The organism is Cupriavidus oxalaticus (assembly GCF_016894385.1).
GTDB classification, from domain to species: Bacteria; Pseudomonadota; Gammaproteobacteria; order Burkholderiales; family Burkholderiaceae; genus Cupriavidus; species Cupriavidus oxalaticus.
Genome location: NZ_CP069812.1, coordinates 1839241 through 1857479, shown reverse-complemented (window position 1 = coordinate 1857479; position 18239 = coordinate 1839241). Strand labels below are relative to the sequence as shown.

15 protein-coding genes are annotated in these 18239 nt (G+C 66.8%); 6 read left to right on the top strand and 9 right to left on the bottom strand.

Annotation, left to right across the window (positions count from 1 at the left end; genetic code table 11):
• The first annotated feature begins 138 nt into the window (after window positions 1-138).
• Window positions 139-936, top strand: a complete 798-nt coding sequence (locus JTE92_RS20955) for a GntR family transcriptional regulator (protein WP_063238826.1) — start codon at window positions 139-141, stop codon at window positions 934-936.
• 16 nt (window positions 937-952) lie between these two features.
• Here JTE92_RS20955 and JTE92_RS20950 read toward each other — a convergent pair whose 3' ends face one another.
• From JTE92_RS20950 to JTE92_RS20920, 7 genes are all read right to left on the bottom strand, one after another.
• The gene (locus JTE92_RS20950; protein WP_198065743.1) at window positions 953-6532 is read right to left on the bottom strand and encodes an AAA domain-containing protein; all 5580 of its coding nucleotides are present in this window, start codon (window positions 6530-6532) and stop codon (window positions 953-955) included.
• The gene (locus JTE92_RS20945) at window positions 6529-7758 is read right to left on the bottom strand and encodes a M48 family metalloprotease (RefSeq protein ID WP_063238827.1); all 1230 of its coding nucleotides are present in this window, start codon (window positions 7756-7758) and stop codon (window positions 6529-6531) included. Before JTE92_RS20945 ends, JTE92_RS20950 begins: the two co-directional genes overlap by 4 nt.
• 113 nt (window positions 7759-7871) lie before the next feature.
• The gene (locus tag JTE92_RS20940; RefSeq protein ID WP_169834808.1) at window positions 7872-8207 is read right to left on the bottom strand and encodes a VOC family protein; all 336 of its coding nucleotides are present in this window, start codon (window positions 8205-8207) and stop codon (window positions 7872-7874) included.
• Window positions 8208-8552: 345 nt separating this feature from the next.
• The gene (locus tag JTE92_RS20935; protein WP_063238828.1) at window positions 8553-8933 is read right to left on the bottom strand and encodes a RidA family protein; all 381 of its coding nucleotides are present in this window, start codon (window positions 8931-8933) and stop codon (window positions 8553-8555) included.
• Window positions 8930-9736 (bottom strand): enoyl-CoA hydratase/isomerase family protein, encoded by an 807-nt coding sequence (locus JTE92_RS20930; protein WP_063238829.1) that lies wholly within the window; start codon window positions 9734-9736, stop codon window positions 8930-8932. The genes JTE92_RS20935 and JTE92_RS20930 overlap by 4 nt, the downstream gene beginning before the upstream one ends.
• Window positions 9737-9756: 20 nt before the next feature.
• Window positions 9757-10206: an acyl-CoA thioesterase gene (locus tag JTE92_RS20925; RefSeq protein ID WP_147318569.1), complete on the bottom strand. Its 450-nt coding sequence runs from the start codon at window positions 10204-10206 to the stop codon at window positions 9757-9759.
• Window positions 10207-10346: 140 nt separating this feature from the next.
• Entirely contained in the window at window positions 10347-11363 is a 1017-nt protein-coding gene (locus JTE92_RS20920; RefSeq protein WP_063238831.1) for a LacI family DNA-binding transcriptional regulator, read from the bottom strand.
• A 187-nt stretch (window positions 11364-11550) separates the two neighbouring features.
• On the opposite strand from JTE92_RS20920, the gene JTE92_RS20915 reads away from it, so the two are divergent.
• The 4 genes from JTE92_RS20915 to JTE92_RS20900 are packed head-to-tail and all read left to right on the top strand — an operon-like array spanning window position 11551 to window position 15446.
• Complete coding sequence (locus JTE92_RS20915) at window positions 11551-12699, top strand: acyl-CoA dehydrogenase family protein (protein WP_063238832.1); 1149 nt, start codon at window positions 11551-11553, stop codon at window positions 12697-12699.
• Window positions 12700-12710: 11 nt separating this feature from the next.
• The gene (locus tag JTE92_RS20910) at window positions 12711-14267 is read left to right on the top strand and encodes an AMP-binding protein (RefSeq protein ID WP_063238833.1); all 1557 of its coding nucleotides are present in this window, start codon (window positions 12711-12713) and stop codon (window positions 14265-14267) included.
• Window positions 14264-15052 carry a citryl-CoA lyase gene (locus JTE92_RS20905; RefSeq protein WP_063238834.1) on the top strand — a complete coding sequence of 263 codons (789 nt, stop codon included), beginning with the start codon at window positions 14264-14266 and terminating at the stop codon, window positions 15050-15052. Before JTE92_RS20910 ends, JTE92_RS20905 begins: the two co-directional genes overlap by 4 nt.
• Before the next feature lie 34 nt (window positions 15053-15086).
• Window positions 15087-15446 (top strand): hypothetical protein, encoded by a 360-nt coding sequence (locus JTE92_RS20900; protein WP_147318568.1) that lies wholly within the window; start codon window positions 15087-15089, stop codon window positions 15444-15446.
• Window positions 15447-15531: 85 nt separating this feature from the next.
• Here the strand turns inward: JTE92_RS20900 and JTE92_RS20895 are convergent, their stop codons facing one another.
• Both JTE92_RS20895 and JTE92_RS20890 read right to left on the bottom strand, forming a co-directional pair.
• Window positions 15532-16146, bottom strand: coding sequence for a flavin reductase family protein (locus tag JTE92_RS20895; protein WP_063238836.1), 615 nt, complete (start codon window positions 16144-16146; stop codon window positions 15532-15534).
• 96 nt (window positions 16147-16242) lie between these two features.
• A complete protein-coding gene (locus tag JTE92_RS20890) occupies window positions 16243-17211 on the bottom strand; it encodes a Bug family tripartite tricarboxylate transporter substrate binding protein (RefSeq protein ID WP_084254548.1) in 969 nt (322 codons plus the stop codon).
• Between the two features lie 241 nt (window positions 17212-17452).
• Here JTE92_RS20890 and JTE92_RS20885 point away from each other — a divergent pair, with 241 nt between their 5' ends.
• On the top strand, window positions 17453-18238 hold the full coding sequence (locus JTE92_RS20885; protein ID WP_084254549.1) for an enoyl-CoA hydratase/isomerase family protein: 786 nt from the start codon (window positions 17453-17455) through the stop codon (window positions 18236-18238).
• Window position 18239: the final 1 nt, after the last annotated feature.

Sequence of the window (18239 nt, the reverse complement as noted above, 5' to 3'; positions counted from 1 at the left end):
TGCAGGCATGCCGGCGGCGGCCCTTCTTGCGCCTGCCCGCCGCACCGACCCCAGCCCGCAACGCGCATCGACCATGAACAGCTCCCCTCCCCGCACCGCCTTCCGTAGCAGCCGAACCTCCCCTGCAGAGGCGCGCCCGTGACCGCGGCAAGGCACGACGACGGCCCAGGCCGCGGCACCGGGGACGGCATCGGGGAAAGCGGTATCGGGAGCGATGCCCGCAGCAACACGCCGCACGACACACAGAACGACGCCGAACAGCGCCTCTACCGCGCCATCTCGGGCGCGCTGCTGTCCGGCAAGCTGCGCCCCGGCACCGCACTGCGCGAACGCAACCTGGCGGAGATGTTCAAGACCACCCGCGGGGCGGTGCGCAAGGTGCTGGCGCTGCTGGGGCAGGAAGGCAAGCTGGACCTGCGCCAGAACCGCGGGGCGTTCGTGCCGCAGCCGTCCGCCCGGGACGTATCGGAAGTCTATGGCGTACGCAAGGTGGTGGAAGCAGGACTGGTCGCGGTGCTGGGCGCGCAGCTCGCCGGCACGCGCGGAACGGCCGCGCTGGACGCACTGACCGCCCACGTGGCGGCCGAGGAAGCGGCCTGGCGCCGGGGCGACCGGGAAGAGTCGGTACGGCTGGCCGGCGCCTTCCATCTGCGCCTGGCCGAGCTGCTCGACAACCCGGAAGTGACGGACATCCTGCGCCGGCTGATCGCGCGCACGCAGCTCTTCGTCGCGCTCTACGAAGCCAAGGCGGACAGCCACTGCGCGCCCGACGAGCACCGCGAGATCGTCGCCGCGCTCGCCGCCGGCGCCACCGAGCGGGCCGTCGCGGCGATGATCGGCCACCTTGGCGAGGTCGAGGCCCGTGTACTCGCCTGCGTGGAGGCCGAGGCTGCCGACGATGACCTCACCGGCATCCTGACGGGGTTGCCGGCGTAGCGCTACCCCTTCGGGGCTACGCCTCCACGTAGCCCTTGCGCAGCTTCTCCGCCACCAGCTTGTCCATCTCGCGCCGGGCCCGCTCGGCGCTGTCGAACGCCTTCACGCTGGTCTGTCCGGCGCTGCCGATGCGGCCATAGGTGACGCAGAGCTCCGCCCCGCGCACGCTGGCGCGCCAGAACTTGCGCGACGTGCCCTGCTCGAAGCGCAGCGCGCGCACCAGCTCCGCTTGCGCCGCCGACGCCGTCGCCGCGTCCGTCCGGGCTTGCGTTGCCGCCTCGGCTGCCCCGGCCGTTGGCGCCGCGCCCTGCACCGCGGCCGGCTGCGTCGACGGCGCCGGCATTCCGACCTCCACGTGCAGCGCACGGTCCTCGCCATCGGCCAGCATGGCCTCGATGCGGGCCAGCACCGCGTCCCGGTCGTCGAGCCAGTCCTTGCCCGGGATGTCCAGTACCCGCCAGCCGAAGCTGCGCAGGATGCCGGGGCGGAACACATAGCGCTCGGCGGAGTCCGTCACCGCCTCGGACGGTGTATCGAGCAGGATTGCCAGCGCGTAGCCTTGCCCCGACGGATCGGCGACGGCCAGGTCGCAGCGGAACTGCGAGCGGCCGACGTTGGCGTGCACCTGGTGGCCGCGCGCACGCAGCGCCTCGGCCAGTGCGTCGCGGATGCTGTCCGGCCTGGCCTCGCGCGTGAAGGCATCGCGCGCGCCCGGGGTCAGCGCGCCGAGCACCGACTGGGCGCGCTCGAACTGGCCGCGCGCGCTGGCCTGCGCGAACTGCAGGAACGCGCGCAGCGCGGCCGCGCCGTCGTTGTGCACGTTGGTGATCGCCTCGGCCTGGATCGTCGATACCACCGCCATGCGATGGCGCGCACGGCTGAAGATCACGTTCAGGCGCTTCTCGCCGCCGCGCTGGTTGATCGGGCCGAAATTCATCAGCATCCTGCCGTCCGGCCCGGGCGCGTAGCAGATGCTCAGGATGATGACGTCGCGCTCGTCGCCCTGCACGTTTTCCAGGTTCTTGACGAACAGGCCGTTGAACTGGTCGTCGTCCTCGCGCACGTACTCGCGCTCGAGGCGCATCGCAAAGTCCGCGTCCTCGGCGGCCAGCGCCTCCAGCGCGGACTCGATGGCGCCCTGCTGCGCCTCGGAGAAGGCGACGATGCCCAGGCTCAGACCCGTTTCGCGCCGCAGCAACTCGCGCACGGTGCGGGCGATGTAGCTCGCCTCCGGCGCATTGCGGCGGTCCGCGTAGACGCCGTCGGCCAGCGGGTGGAAGCTGAGCGGGCGCGCCAGCAGCGCTTGCGCGCCCGCGATGCCGGCATCCTCCTGGTCCGAGCGCAACGGCGCGGCCTCGTCCTCGGCCCGTTCCAGCACGCGGTCGGGGATGGTGACGAGGCGACCGTCGTAGAACGCGGCGTTGGAAAAGCTGATCAGCGACTCGTGACGGCTGCGGTAGTGCCACGCCAGCAGCGTCGCGGGCAGGTTGCGCGCGGCCTGGTTCAGCAGGCTGTCCGAATCGAGGTTGATCGCGATGCGTTCGCCCTCCTCTTCCACCACGATCTCTCCGTCGCCCTCGGCGCCGCCGGCCGTGAAGAAGCTCGTCGGCGGCAGTTGCATCTCGTCGCCGACCACCACCACCTGGCCTGCGCGGCTCAGCGCGGGCACGGCCTCCTCGGTGGGAATCTGGCTGGCCTCGTCGAAGATCACCACGTCGAACAGGTCCGGCGACAGCGGCAGCGTGTCGGACACCGACAGCGGACTCATCAGCCAGATCGGCTTCAGGTCGTTGATGACGATGCCGGTCTCGTCGTCGGAGAGATCGCGGATCGAGCGGTGGCGCATGCTCTTGCCGAACTCGTGCTCCAGTTCGCGGCGGCCCGTGGCGTATTGCTTCTTGAACGCCTTGCCGTCGGCGTCCAGCATCGTGGCCGACAGCGAAGACACGCGCACGTGCTCGGCGAACTGCTGGTGTCGCGTGGCCCGCACCACCCGGGCGTTCAGCGCGAGCAGCTCTCGCTGCGCCTGCGCCACGGCGCGCGCGGCCTGCGCCAGCGCCGCGCCGCCGATGCGCGCCAGCACCGGGTTCTCGCGCGCGAGACGCCGCAGCGCCTCGTCGGCCACCAGCGCTTCCAGCTGCGCCGGCGCATGGTCGAGCCATTGCAGCGTGGCGGCGCAGGCGGGGTCGCCCGCGTGCACCGCGCGCAAGAGCGGCAACAGGTCGGGCAGGTCGTCCAGCGCCTCGCGCAGGTCGCGCAGCAGTTCGGCGATGTCGCCGAGGCGCGCGTCGGCGGCCAGCGCCAGCCCGTCGCGCACGCGCTGCGCGAGCGTCTCCAGCGCCTCGCGCGCACCGGCCTCGGCGCGCGCCGCCGCGACCGGATCGACAGACTGGCGCAGATGCGCGACCAGTTCGCGCGGGCCTGCGCCCGACTGCAGGCGCTGCTCGAGTTCGCCGAGCGCGCGCAGGAAGGCCTGCATCTCGCTCACGCCGTAGCGCCGGCGGCTGTCGGCATCGGCCGCCGCCAGCGCCGCGCTCGCGGCGTGCTCGGCGGCCAGCGCTTCCAGCACCTTGCCGTAGCCCGGATGGACGGCGTGCTTGCCGAAGTCATAGCGGCGCTTCAGTTCGCCGCGCAGGCGCCACCATGCGGGCTGCAGCCAGCGCGCGAACGACGGCTCCAGCCGCCGCACGAGCGCCAGCGCCGATCCGGTATCGCCGGGGCTGAGCTTGTCTTGCCAGTTCGAGGTTGCGGCCTGCGCGTCGGCGAGTGCCTGCGCGCGCGTCTCCAGGTCGGCGCGGATCTCGCGCAGCGCGGCTTGCGCCGGCGAGGCCGGGTCGAGCAGGTCCAGGTGTGCGGCAAGGCTCGTGTCGAGCAGCCACTGGCTGTCGGCGGCGATCGCGCGTGCCTGTTCCAGGCTGGTGTCCTGGCCGGTCAGGCTCGCGGTACTGTCCAGCAGCGGGTCGAGTGCATCGAACAGTGCCTCGGTGTCCTGGCAAAGCTGCTCGGCGCGGCTGTATGCGCGCTCGTCGGCCACCAGTTGCGCAGTCAGGCGCGCGAACGGATGCGCGGCCAGGCTGTCGAGACCGAAGCGCTCGCGCATCGCGCGGTGCACGCGCTGCGCGAGATCGCGCTGCCGGTCCCATGCGGCCAGCGCCGGCAGGCGCTCGCGCATGGCGGGCCCCACGTCCGGCGCCGCAGGCAGTCCGGCCACGCGGCGCAGCAGCGCACGCACGCTGTCGCCGAGCGCCTCGGGCGCGGCGGCCATCGCCGCCTCGAACGCATCGATGCGCTGCTGCTGCGCGGCCAGCGCCCCGGCCACCTGCGCGCGGCGCGCCGCCAGCGCGTCGCCGTCGTGCGGCTGCGCGATCCACTGCTCGTAGCAGGCGCGCAGGTCGGCAATAAAGGCCTTCTTGTCGGTCTGCGAGTCGTGGATCAGGCAGCACAGCGAGTCCAGCCCGCTTTGCTTGAGCCGATGGAACACCACGTCGAGCGCGGCGCGCTTCTCGCAGACGAACAGCACGCGCTTGCCGCGTCCGGCGTAGTCGGCGATCAGGTTGGTGATGGTCTGCGACTTGCCCGTGCCCGGCGGGCCCTGGATGATAAAGCTGCGCTGGCTGCGCGCCAGGCCGACCGCGGCGTTCTGCGTCGCGTCGGCCGCCACCACGTTCCACTGCTCGGCCGGTGCGAGCGGCGCGGGCGCTGCCGTCTCCACGTCGCGCGGATCGATCGAGAACACGCGGTCGAACGCCGGGTTGGCGCCGGGCTGGTCCAGCAGCTGCGCGTAGTCGCGCACCAGCGACATCTTGCGGTAGTTGAAGTTGGCGAGCGTCACCTGCGTGAGGTCCAGGTCCCAGGCATAACGGTGGCCTTCGGACGCCTCCAGCACGTAGCCCTGGCGCTCTTCGCTTTCCGCCGCGGCAGGACTGCTCATGTGCGGCTGGCGCGGACCGGCTGCTGGCGCGGCGCCGGCCTCGAAGCGCTGCGGCAGCGCGCTCGGCCGCACCCAATGCTCGAACAGCGCGCGTCCCAGCGGCCGGTAGTCGTCCCGCGCATAGCTGTACGGCGGCAGCCAGCCGCCGGTGCGCGCGGCGGCCGTGCCCGGCCTGCGGCGCTGGAACTGCTGCATCCGCTGCAGCGCCTTCTGGCGCACGAGCCGCACCGCGGCCTTGTCGACGAGGCGCAGTTCCACCGAGGGCTCGGAGCGGCGAATCTGCGCGAGGATGCCGGCATGGATCTCCTCGAGCGAGATCTTGCCGAGATCCACGGTCTCGTCCAGCCGGATGTCGTACAGCTGGCTCAGGTAGTGGCGCAGCACTGGGTTGAACTCGGCCTCGCCGCCCGCGCACTGGATCACGTACTGGTCGCGCACGCCCTTGCGCTTGACCAGCTCCACCGGCAGCCACAGCAGCGGCGTGACGATGCGCTCGTCCGGCGCCTCCTTCAGGTTGTGCCAGCGCAGGAACGCCACCACCAGGCGCAGGTTGCTGAAGCCGTATTCGGCGCGGTCGCGGCGGGTCTCGGCGATCAGGCGGTCCAGCGATGCCGGCAGGTACGGCTGGTCGTCGAAGCGCAGCCATTGCTGCAGCGACACTGGCTTGCCTGCCACCAGCTCGGCGGCGAACGGTCCGCCCCAGGTGCAGATATGCTCGGGCCGCACGCTTTCGATCTGCAGCATCAGCGGCACGCTGGCCACGGTCACGTTGACGCTGGCCGCGGTCGGACGGAAGTGCAGCAGGCGGTTGCGCCGCGAGAGATCGAACAGGCGGTCGCGCAGGTGCGTGAGCACGGCGGCGCGGCGCGGCGTGGCGCCGGTCGTGCCGGCCAGCGCACGCTCCACGTCCAGCCCGACCGGCTGCTCGCGCCACGTGCGCAGCCGGGTCGCGAGCGCGGCGACATCGGTCGCGCGGTCGTGGCGGTTGAGCTCGGTCATCTCGACGATCACCGCGGCCACGATCGGATGCAGGCGCTCGTGCAGCAGGAACAGGTTGCGGCGATGCGCCACGAAGCTGCGCAGGTCGTCCTCGTCGGCGAAGTCCAGGCCGCAGGCCAGGCTCGCCAGCACCATGCCGAGCAGGAAGACATCGCCGATCTCGTCGTGGTGGCCGACGAGCCGTTCCCAGCTGGCCGGGCCGGGCAGGTAGACCGGGCGCTCGACCGGCGCCGTCGCGTCTGGCTGCAGCGCCAGGTCGGCCTGGCCACGCTGTCCGTCATCGGCGTGGCCGAGCTGCAGCGCGCCGACGATGTTCAGGCCCGAGGCCGGATGCGGCTGCACGCGATGCACCGCGCCGAGGTCCATGACGGGCGCCTCGCCATCGGGCCGGCGCAGGCGCAGCGCGCCATCCTGGTCCACCAGGATGCTGTCGGGATCGAGCGCGGCCACCCTGCCCTGCGCGTGCAGCGCGGCGACCTGCGCGAACAGCGGCAGCACCAGCACCAGGACGTCGTCGGTGGGCAGCGCCGCGCCCGCCTGCGCGTCGACCAGGGCGCGCAGTGGTCGCGGTGCGTGCGGCGTTTGCGGCGTTTGCGGCGCTTGCGGCTCCCTGCCGCCGGTCGTACCGGGGATCGTGTTCGGGCCGTGGGTGGTGCTGTCAGTCATGCCCGGCCCTCCCTGGCCAGTTGGCGGTCAAGTTGGCGGTCGGGTTGGCGTTGCAGTTGGCGATGGTAGCGGTCCAGTTCGCGCTTGCCGAAGCCGGCGTCGCGGCGCAGGTTGCCTTGCAGCGCCTCCAGGCTGCCGAGCGCCTGCGCCACCTGGCCGGCGCGCAGCAGCGCCGCGTCCTGCTGGTCGGGGTCGGCGAGCGCCAGGTCCATCATCAGCGCGTTGAGGTAGCCGCGCACGCTGTCGTCGGCCCCGTCCTGCCCCAACCCTTCGGGGCCGATCGCCGGTTCGTCGTCGCGCCAGTCGGGGAACAGCATCCGCACCTGCGCGAGCACCGCCTCGCTCGCCAGCGCCGTGCCGGCGAGGAAGTGGGCGAGGAAGCCGCGCGTCAGCGCCTGCAGCCGGACCTGCCCGGGCAGGTCCAGCTTCTCCAGCGCCAGCGGGCCGTGCAGGCGGGTTTCGATCCAGGGATCGAGATCGGCCGCGCCCTCCCACCACAGCGCCAGCGCGCGGGCGCGGATGAAGGTCTCGGGATGGCTGTGGGCGGCGCTCGCACCTGCTTCGTGGGCTTCGATCTCCATCGCCTGGCGCAGGTAGGCGGCCGCGTCCACGCTGCCCATGCCGGTCTGCACCTTGACCAGCGTCGACACGGCCGGCGCCACCGCGCCGGCGGCCACGGCGGCGCCGCGGTCGGCGAACAGCTCGGTGTGCAGCGCGTAGCGGCGCCAGGTCTCGCGATGGCTGGCGCTGGCGCCGGGCGCGGCCAGTGCGTCGTTCAGAATGCGGTCGGCCACCAGGAACTGGCCGTCGTCGCGCGACCACAGCAGGTAGTGGGCCAGCTCGTGGCCGAACACCGCCAGCAACTCCGGCGGCGACAGCCGTTCCAGCAGCGGCCCCTGCAGGACGATGTGGATCTCGCCGGGCACGTAGACCAGCGAGGCGTTCATGTCCTGGCCCGGAGACTGGTAGAGCGTCGCGGGTGCGTCGATGCCCAGCCGCGCCATCGCCTCGGCCAGCGCCGCGTGCACGTCGGCGTGCGCGTCCGCCCCGATGCGGTAGGTGTCGCGCAGCAGCATCGAGCGCAATGCCTCGCGGTGATCGGCGCCGGTCGCGCGGGGGCCGGCCCAGTGCCAGACCTCGGGCTCGTGGCGACGCAGGTAGTCGACCACCGTTGCGTGATAGGCCAGCGGCACCAGCGCGCCGCGATCCGGGGCGTGAGAGTCCATGCGGGACGTTCCAGGGTTAAGTGGTAGCCGATTCTACAGGGTGGCCTCAGTCGGCATTGCGGCCCATACCCCAGCGGCTCAGCCCATGTCGGGACCGAAACCCTGCTGCCGGCTCAGGGAAATGAAAAAATGTTGACCAGCAAGCCATTCGGATCGGGCACCATGAAACGCCGCATGCCGAAGTCTTCATCGCGCAATTCCTGTGCGATGGGAAAACCGCGCTTGAGCGCGTCGGTGTAGGCGGCATCGACGTTCTTTACCTGCACAGAGATGATGACACCTTGTGAGGGGTGTTGGAATGCTGTGGGCGTAAACGCATGGTCACGGCGCACGATGCCGATCTGAAGCTGAGGATGAATCGGCGACGCCATTTGAATATACCAACCCTGGTGCTCGAATCCGACCACGAATCCAAGCAACTCTGCGTAGAAATCACGGGTTTCCGTCATAAGGTCAGTGCATATATTCGGAAGCAGTCTCGTGACGTTCATGTCTTGCTGCGGAACCCTTGTGCTTGTCATGGCAATCCCCTATTGGTTGTCACCAGGCCAGCAAGTTCACTGAAGCAAGAAATAGCCGACAACCCTATGCCAAGTGTAAACGGGCTTTCGCATTGCACCCGAGTCGCTTGCTTGAGATTGGCAGTAGCAACAGGGCAACCCGTCATTACGCGGGACTCGTGGCTACCGTGATGAGAAATACCTTCCCCGCAATTCGTCGAAGCATCAAAAAAACCATCCCTTACGGGATGGCCAAGAGCTCCACGGAGGAGCACCATCTTGAAGACGACAGCCTCACGCCACCGCCACGGCATTCACCTCAAGTTCGGCGCCATAGTGCAGCGCCGGGCAAGGGACGACTGTTCTGGCCGGCGCAGGGCCATCGCCGAGGAAGCGGGAATACAGCTCGTTGACACGCGGCCAGTTCGCGATGTCGGCCAAGAAGATCTGCACACTGACTAGCTTCGCCATGGCACTGCCCGAGGCACGCAATACGGCATCGATGTTCTCGAAGACCTGCAGTACCTGTGCGTCGAGCCCCGGTGGAATTCTGAGATCATCGCCAGGCAGGATCGGCAGCTGGCCTGACACGAATATGAAACCATTGGCCTTCACGGCCTGCGAATAATGACCCCTAGGCAATGGCGCGCTGGCGTGGTTGATATATTCGATCATGACGACTGCTCCACGCGGCCCATGCGGCACTGATGGTCCTGCCACAGCGGCTCGAAATCGGTCTTGCGTTTTTCGGTGAAGGCGTCAAGCCCTTCCTGCCATTCGGCGCGCGGCACGTCCGTTACCGAATTCACCACCCGTTTCCAGTCGGGACCGGCATGGGCGTGCAGATGGCGCTTGGCCGCGATCAGCGCACCCGGCGGCGCACTGCCGACGATCGCCCGCGCCAGCGCAATGGCGCGCTCAAGCGACGTACCTTTGCCGACCACTTCATTGACGAGACCGCGCTGCAGCGCCTCCACAGCCGATACGCGCCGTGCGGTCAGCACCAGCTGCAGCGCCTGCCGTGTGCCCACTACCCGCGGCAGCAGCGCCAGGCCGGTATTGGGAATCACGCCGCGCGTGACTTCGGGCAGCGCAAACCAGGCGCCCTCTTCCGCAATGACAAGATCGCACGACAGCGTCAGCTCGAAGCCGCCGCCCACCGCAGGCCCCTGCACCGCTGCGACGACGACGCGGTCATCTTCCACGAGCCTGCGGAACAGTAACGCGGGATCCGTGCGGGGGTCGGCCCTTTCCATCCATCCGTCGCGCAGGTCGTCGATATTGGCGCCCGCGCAGAACGTCGGGCCGTTAGCAGCGATCACCAGTGCCCGGGCGCCGAGCGCCCGGCTCTGGTCGATGGCCGCGAACAGCTCGCCGACCATGCATCGCGACAGCGCATTGCGGCGCGGCGCGTCATTCAGAGTGACGATTGCAATGCCATCACGGAGTTCGAGGGTCAGGGTTGTGAAGATTTCCATATCGGATCTCCGGACGGTTATCAGGACGCGTCGCAGCAGGCGGAAGGCACGGGCGGCACGAGTTGCTGGCGAAGCGGGTCGGGCAGGCGCGTGGGCCGGCCCTGCTTCGAGTCCATCAGCACACACGTCGCGCTGCTGCGCGCGCAAAGATTTCCGCCTGCGTAGAGTGCCTGGGTCAGCTCGAATGACGTATTGCCGGTGCGGATCGGCGTGGTCATGACATCAATCTCGCCGGGGTAAAAGATTTCCGCAATGAAGTCGATGGCCAGATGTGCGACGACGACGTGCCTGTCTTCCATGCAATCAGCCAGCGTGTCCTGCATAAAGATGGCCATCCGTGCTTCTTCGAAGAATGTTGCGATGGCCGCGTTGTTGACGTGCCGGAACTGGTCGGTGTCCTGGTTGCGCAGCTTCAGGCGGGTGGCAAACCGCGCGGGTGTGCCTTCGCCCATAAATGTGTTGTCAGCCACTTCAGTGCCTCCTTTTCGTCTCAAAAGATATCGAAAACGTTTTCGAAAATAAGGTAGCACGGGCCTCGGCAAAGCACAAGCGACGCGTGTGCTCCTTGGTGCAGCGCCTTGGTGCAGCGCCTTGGTGCAGCGTTATGGTGTCAACGCGTCCGAGGCGGACCGTCAGAGGAGCGCAAGATCAACTCGGGCGTCCAGACCTCTTGCAAGGTCTTTGGGTCGGCGCCATCGAAACGGGCCAGCAGCATCTCCACCATACGCTTGCCCACACGGTAAGTTTCGGCCGAAAACGTGGTCAGCGCCGGCGTGATCAGGCGGCCCACGGGATGATCGTCACCGCCGATCACGCCGATATCCTGCCCTGCCACCTTGCCGGCCTCGGCGATCGCGCGCATCGCGCCGACCGCCACCATGTCATGGCCGCAGACGATAGCCGTGGGCGGCTTAGGCAGCGCCAGCAGTCGGCGCGCGGCGCGCAGTCCGCCCTCTTCCGTCATCGCTTCCTCGACACACAATGCGGAATCGACTTCGATATCCGCCGCGCGCAGCGCCTGCTCGTAGCCAAGCCGCTCGAAGTAGCTGAACATCAGGAATTCGGGCGAGTGGATCAGCGCGATGCGGCGGTGGCCCAGCGCGATAAAGCGGGCGCAACCATCACGGCCCACGACCGTGTGGTCGATGTCGACGAATGGAAAGTCCTGCGAACTTTCGCTGCGGCCATACGCCACGAATGGAATGTCCCGCTCCAGCAAGTATTCGATACGAGCGTCCTTGCGACGGGTACGGCCAAAGAGCAATCCATCCACACGCTGTTTCTCGACGAGCCGCCTGAAGACATCGATTTCGGTCTCCACGGTCCGTCCGGATGCAATGATGACCTGGAAATTCGTGCCATCGAGTGCCTCGTCGATGCCCGCGAGCATGTTGAGGAAGAACGGATGCGCGAACTGGGTCTGAGGCGCCGAGATCACGAAGCCGATCGTGTCCGATGACTGCCGCCGCAGCCGCCGCCCTGCCGGATCAGGACTGAACCCAAGCTCCGCCGCGGCTTTCAACACGCGCTCGCGGGTATCGCGGCTTACGTCGGCGCGTCCGTTGATAGCCTTCGAAACGGTGCTTACCGACAGCTTCAGGTGAGCGGCAAATTCCTTGATGTCCAATTGCGTTCCCTCGGGTGCTTTGCGCGACATTATCGCTCACAGCGCGGTATGTGAGTACGCCACCGCGAAACCGTTTTCCGCCACTTCTTTCCTTGGCTCTTGACTTAACCTTGCGCAAGCCCTAGTCTTATCGAAAACGTTTTCGAACGTTTGCCGGATTTCCATACGAACCCAGCGAGGAGCACACATGTATCACTCTTCCCAAGATCCTGAACTGTCGATGATTCGTGAGACAGCCCGGCGCTTCGTGCGCCAGCGCCTGGTACCGCTCGAGCAGCAGATCGAGACCGACGACGACGTCGATCCCGGCCTGCTTGCACAGTTGCGCGCTGAAGTGGCCGAGCTCGGTCTCTATGGCTTCAATTTGCCAGGGTCGATTGGCGGACCGGGCCTTTCGGCGGCGGCCAAAGTCGTCGTCCTGGAAGAACTGACTTACACGTCGGTGCCGTTGAGTGAAGTCTTCGGACATCTGCCGCTGCAGCTGACGCAGGTCGATGCGGCGCGGCGCGAGACCTTCCTACCCGATATCCTGGCGGGCCGGAAGACGATCACTTATGCCCTGACCGAGCCGAATGCCGGCTCCGACCTTGGGGGGCTGAAGACACGCGCGGTCAAGGTGCCGGGCGGCTGGAAGCTCACTGGCAGCAAGCATTTCATTTCCCATGCCGAGACGGCCAACTACATCATCGTCCTGGCGGTGACGGACCCCGCCGCTTCGCTGAAGGACCGCTTTGGCACGTTCATCGTCCGCCAGGGCAACCCCGGCCTGGTCGGCATGACACGGTACAAGAAGATGGGCTGGCGCGGTTACCACCTGAACGGCTTCACGCTCGAAGACTGCTTCGTTCCGGACGATGACGTGCTCGGCGCGCCGAATGCCGGCTTCCTCGGCATGATGAGCTCGATCAACCAGGACCGCCTGCTGTCGGCCAGCCGTTCGCTAGGCCTGGCCTCGCGCGCGCAGGCCATGGCGTGTGAATACGCCAACGAGCGCAAGGCGTTCGGCAGCCAGATTGGCCAGCACCAGGGCATCCAGTTCATGATCGCCGATAACGATGTCGATATCGAATCCGCGCGGCTGCTGATCGGCCGAGCCGCCGAACTGATCGATGTCGGCGACGCCACCGCGCGCATCGCCGCTTCGCGCGCCAAGCTGTTTGCCAGCGAGATGGGCTGCCGCGTGACCGACCGCGTGCTGCAGATCTTCGGCGGCATGGGCTATATGTGCGAATTGCCGGTCGAGCGCTTCTACCGCGATGCTCGGGCCTTCCGTATCGGCGAGGGCACCTCGGAGATGCAGCGGTTGCAGATTGCGCGCGCCGCGCTGGCGCAGTGAGGGGCGTCGACATGCATCAGCAGATCCTGGACGCACACGACCCTCACCTTCCGGCGTTCTACCAAGCCGGGAAAGCGGTCAGCCGGCTCGAACTTAACACCGCATCGCAACAAGCTGCCAGCTTCCTCTGGGAGATGGGCCTGCGCCGGGGCGACACCGTGGCGGTATGGCTGCCAGATGGCGCGATCTGGCTGCAGCTACTGTTCGGAGCGGCGCAGCTGGGCGTGCTCGTGGTGCCTGTGAGCACGCGGCTGCGGACGGCCGAAGCACTGCACATCGTCAATACGGCGCAGGCCCGGATGCTCGTGGTGCCGACGCGGTTCCTCGAGTTCGATTACGTGGAGGCGGCACAGGCCATCCAGGAATCGGTGGCCGCCGTGAGGCATGTGATCGACGTGCCTGTCAGCGGCGAGTTCATGTGGGGCACCTTCGCACCGCGCGAAGTCGGCGATGGCACCGGCGATGGCACCGATCCATGGTGTACGTTCAGCACGTCGGGCACCACGGGGAAGCCGAAACTCGCAATGCATACCCAGGCCGGCATCGTGACACACGCGCTCAACGTCGCCCGGGCCACGGACATGCAGCCCGGCGATGCCACGCTCTGCGCGTTGCCGCTTTATGGCGTGATGGGCTTCGTGCTTGCAATCTCAACCCTGGCAGCCGGCGCTGCCTGCGTGTTCCTGCCCGTGTTCAAGGCGCAAGCCGCGGCGGAGGCGATCGAACGGCACGAAGTGACGCATTTCTACGGTTCGGACGCAATGCTAGATATGGTACTTGGTGTACCGGGCCGCAATCTCGCCAGCTGGCGCCGTGGCGGTTTCGCCGAGTTTGCCGGACTCGGCAGTCGCATCACCCAGAAAGCATGGGCTGACTGGAACGTCCCGCTGACGGCGATCTATGGCATGTCCGAGTGCTTCGCCCTCGCTGCCCTGCGCGATGTTGATACGGATGCCGAGGAGCGGCGGCTGGCCGGCGGCCTGCCCGTTTCGCCGGATATCTCGTTCCGCATTGCCGATCCGGTGACCGGCGAACCGCTCGCCGACGGTGAACAGGGCGAACTGCAGCTGCGCGGCTACAACGCCATGGCCGGCTACCTGAACAATCCGTCCGCCACGGCCGATGCTTTCACGGCGGATGGCTGGCTGCGCACCGGCGACCTGGCACGCGCGCAAGGCGGCGCGTTCCAATACCTGTCGCGACTCAAGGACACGCTGAGGCTGCGAGGCTATCTCGTAGATCCGGTCGAGATCGAGGAATTCCTGGTCACGCATCCTGCAGTGGCTGCCGCGCAGGTGGTGGGCGTGCACCAGGAAGGCGAAGGCGATGTTGCTGTGGCCTTCATCCGCACTGGACAAGGACACGCAAGCGAGGCCGAACTGCTCGACTTCTGCAAGCGCGGCATCGCCGGGTTCAAGGTACCGCGCCGCATCGTCGCGCTCGATAGCTTCCCGCAGGTCGATGGCCCTAACGGCGTCAAGATTCTTAAGCACGTGCTGCGCGATATCGCCAAGGGACATCTGCAAACCGCATCCGCTCCCCAAGACAACACAAGGAAGACATCATGAAACAGAAAGAAATCCGATCCGACATCGCCTGGGCCACGCCAAAGCAGGTGGTGATCCACGGGCTCGACCTCTGCGAAGACATCGTCGGCAAGCTCGACTTCGGACAGATGGCGTTCCTGCAGATCTTCGGCCGCATGCCGGAACAGAACGAGCTGCGCATGTTCAACGCGATGATGGTGATCCTTGTTGAGCACGGCATCACGCCGTCTTCGCTGGCCACGCGCATGACGTACTGCGGCGCTCCCGAATCGGTCCAGGCCGCCGTGGCAGCCGGCCTGCTCGGGCTTGGATCCGTGTTCGTGGGCTCGCTTGACAATGCTGCGCGGCTGCTCCAGGAATCGCTGCCCGAAGGCAACGATGCCGACCTCGATATCAGCGCGCTGGCCAGCGAGATCGTCGCAAGTTATCGCAGCCGCAAGGAAATCATTCCCGGCATCGGCCACCCGTTCCACAAGCCGATCGATCCACGCACGCCGGCGCTGTTCAAGGTGGCCAGGGAAACCGGCTTCGACGGTCCCTATATCCGGCTGATGGAGGCCTTGGGAAGGGAGGCGGAGAGGCAGGCCAACCGCGCCCTGCCCGTCAACGTCACAGGTGCAATGGCCGCCGTGGCGTCGGAGATGGGCATCTCGTGGAGGATCTGCCGCGGTCTGGCCGTGGCCGCCCGATCGGTGGGCCTGGTGGGCCATATCCTCGAGGAGATGCGCCAGCCAATGGCTGAAACGCTGTACCTGCGCATCGAGCACGAGGCTGGCGCGCATCTGCGGCCCGCGGACCAAAGCTGACCTTTTCATCGGTTGCCGGGCAAGAGGTATTTGAATGCTCAACGTCCCGCCCGCTCATCCTCGCGATATGCTGTCCACCAGCGAACTGCTGCATCGGATACGCGCTTGCGTGAGGGATGTCACCACACATGCGCGGGGCGAAGACGATCTGGACCAGGCGGTGCAGCAACAGCTGGACCGCCTGCTGCGCAATGCCATCGCCACCCAGTCGCTGCCGGAAATCGCGGTTGTGCTGGGCAGTGCCGCAGAACTGCGCGCCTTTCCCGATGAATCGGTCCTCGAACGTTGCACCGAGGTGCTCCGCACGTCGGGTTCATCGGTGCTGCGGGCGCTGGTCTGGACCGTCAGGCATCGTCACGCCAGGTATCGGGCACAGTTGAAACGCGCACATTAGCGGCGCAACCAACAACAGCCGCTTCGCAGAAGAAGAAAGGCTCACCGTCGCGAGACGATGAGCCTTTTCCTATGCAGGAATCCGCTCAGGACGGCCGGTAGAGTTCGATCCGCTTTCCGCCATGCATGTAATCGGCCCGATAGCCTGCACGCAGCACCGGATCAGCGAGGAAGGTGTCAAACAGTCCGTCGCGCAGGTACTTGCGCCGAATATGGACGCCGACGACCTGGCCGAAGACGACCCAATGGTCGGTGGATGCGCCGTCGAGGTTCTTGAGTTCCAGCACATTTAGCAGCCGGCATTCCATGACGGCGGGCGAGGCCGCCACATGGGGAACCTGTATCGCCTGTCCCGGCGATGATTCGATGCCGGCCAGCCTGAACTCATCGACACCGTGCTTTACGGGTTCTGACGTGGCGTTCATTTGCTCGGCCAGCTCGCGGCTGACGAAATTCCACGCGAACTCGCGCGTCGCTTCGATGTTCCGGACGCTGTCCTTGTAGCCCTCGCTCGAAAACGCGATGACATAAGGCTTCGAGCACATGGCCGAGCAGAAGCTGTAGGGCGCGAGGTTGGCGTTGTCTGAGCCATCGAGGCTCGAAATCCAGCCGATGATCCGCGGCGCAACGATGGCCTTGAACGGGTCATGCGGCAAGCCATGCCCTGCATCGGGGCGAAAGAAATAAACGTCGTCTTCCATGGGGATGTCGGTTAAAAAGTCATGAAGCGGCGCATGCCTCCGTCCAGAGGGATGCGCCGTAGTCGTTCAGTATCGGCCTTCAGGCTTGATCAGTTCCTAGTCGAGCTGCGCGCCGGAAGCCTTCACCTTTTCTGCGGCAAGCGCGCGGTCCTTGACCAGGGCTTTGGCGAATTCCTGGGGCGAGTCGAGTACCGGGTCGAGGGCGTACTTCTCCAGATTCTCGCGCCGAAACTGCTCGGTCATGACGACTTTCTTCACATCGGCATATATCTTCTGGCGCAGCGCCTCGGGGGTATTGCCGGGCGCCAGCAGGCTGAACGGAAAGCTCGCGTCAAACTTCGGAAAGCCGGCCTCGGCGAACGTTGGCACATTGGGCAGGATCGAGGCACGGCTCTTCCCGCTGATGGCCAGCGCCCTGACCTTGCCGCTTTGCGCAAACGGCCCCACCACGGAGCCGGCACCGATGGTCATCTGGATCGTGCCGGCCATCACATCCTGCAGCGCCGGCGCGAGGCCCTTGTACGGCACATGGACCATCTCGATCCCGCTCTCCTTCGCAAACCACGCCAGGGACAGGTGCGTGCCATTGCCGACACCTGCCGAGCCGTAGCTGACCTGCCCGGGATGCGTCTTGACATAGGCCACGAAGCTGCGCAGGTCCGTGACGGGCAGCGTGTTCGACACGGCAATCGCCATGTTGGCCATGGCTACGCGCGTGATCGGCGCAAGTTCCTTGACAGGATCGTAGGGCAGCTTCCGGAACACGTACAGGTTCAGCGTCGCCGCAGCATCGGTAGCCAGCAGCAGCGTATAGCCGTCGCCAGACGCCTTGGCCACGGCCGCGGCACCTATCACCTCGTTGCCGCCTGGCCGGTTGTCAACGACCACCGGTTGGCCCCACACCTGCGACAACTGCGCCGACAAGGCGCGGGCCAGGTTGTCCACGGGCCCGCCCGCAGCGTAGGGCACCACCAGCCGCACCGGTTTGGTCGGCCATGCGGTTTGGGCGCCGGCGCTTCCCGCAAGGCACATCGTTACTACACACAACAGCTTCAGACGTCTCATTATTCACCTCGCATCGAAATCGTTTTCGGTCAGAGCGACTGTACAGTAGGCGGCCAGACGGCGTTAGTCAATACAGACGACAAAAGCATCAGGGAAAATACGGACTCACATTTACGATAACGTTTTCGGTAAAGTGCTTGCTTCCGATGCAGACAGAAGGAGATGGCCATGTCATCCCCGTTTCGACTGTTGGCCTGCGGCGGGCAAGACCACACACCTTCTCCTTTTGGAGCGCAAGCCCATGTCCATCGTTTTCAATATCATCGACAACACCATCGCCCATATCGTCATCGATCGGCCTGAGCGCCACAATTCGCTGGACGTCGAGCACGACGAGGCACTGGCCAGCGCCTGGCGGCGCTACAACGGCGATCCGCAACTGAAGGTCGCCATTCTCTCAGGCGCGGGCGGACGCGCATTCTGCACGGGCGCCGATATCGGGGACTACCTGCCATACCGGCGCCAGCTCGCCGCCAGCGATGCCCCCACATCAGTGATCAGCTTTGGCGGGATGACTGGCGCGAACGACCTCGCCAAGCCGACGATAGCCGCGATCGACGGCTTCTGCGTGGCGGGGGGCCTCGAATTGGCGCTTGCGTGCGATATCCGCATCGCCACGCCCGAATCGCGCTTCGGGCTACCCGAGGTGCGCCTTGGCATTCTGCCGGGGGGCGGCGGCACGCAGCGGCTCGCAAAGGTAGCGGGCCTTGGCGTGGCCCTGCGGATGATCCTGACCGGCGATACGTTTGACGCGGACTTCGCGCTTGGCCATGGGCTTGTGACCGAACTCGTGTCGCGCGACGCGCTGGAGCCCGCAGCGTTGGCAATAGCGCGGCAGATCGCGCGCAACGGTCCACTTGCCGTTGCGGCCGCGCGCCGTGCCGTGCTGGCCAGCTATGGCGCGGGGCTCGAAGCAACGCTGCTCGACGAATCTGCCCTCCAGCGGCAACTGTTGATGACGCGCGATTCACACGAGGGCATCGCCGCGTTTTCCGAGCGGCGCGCGGCTGCCTATACCGGAACATGAA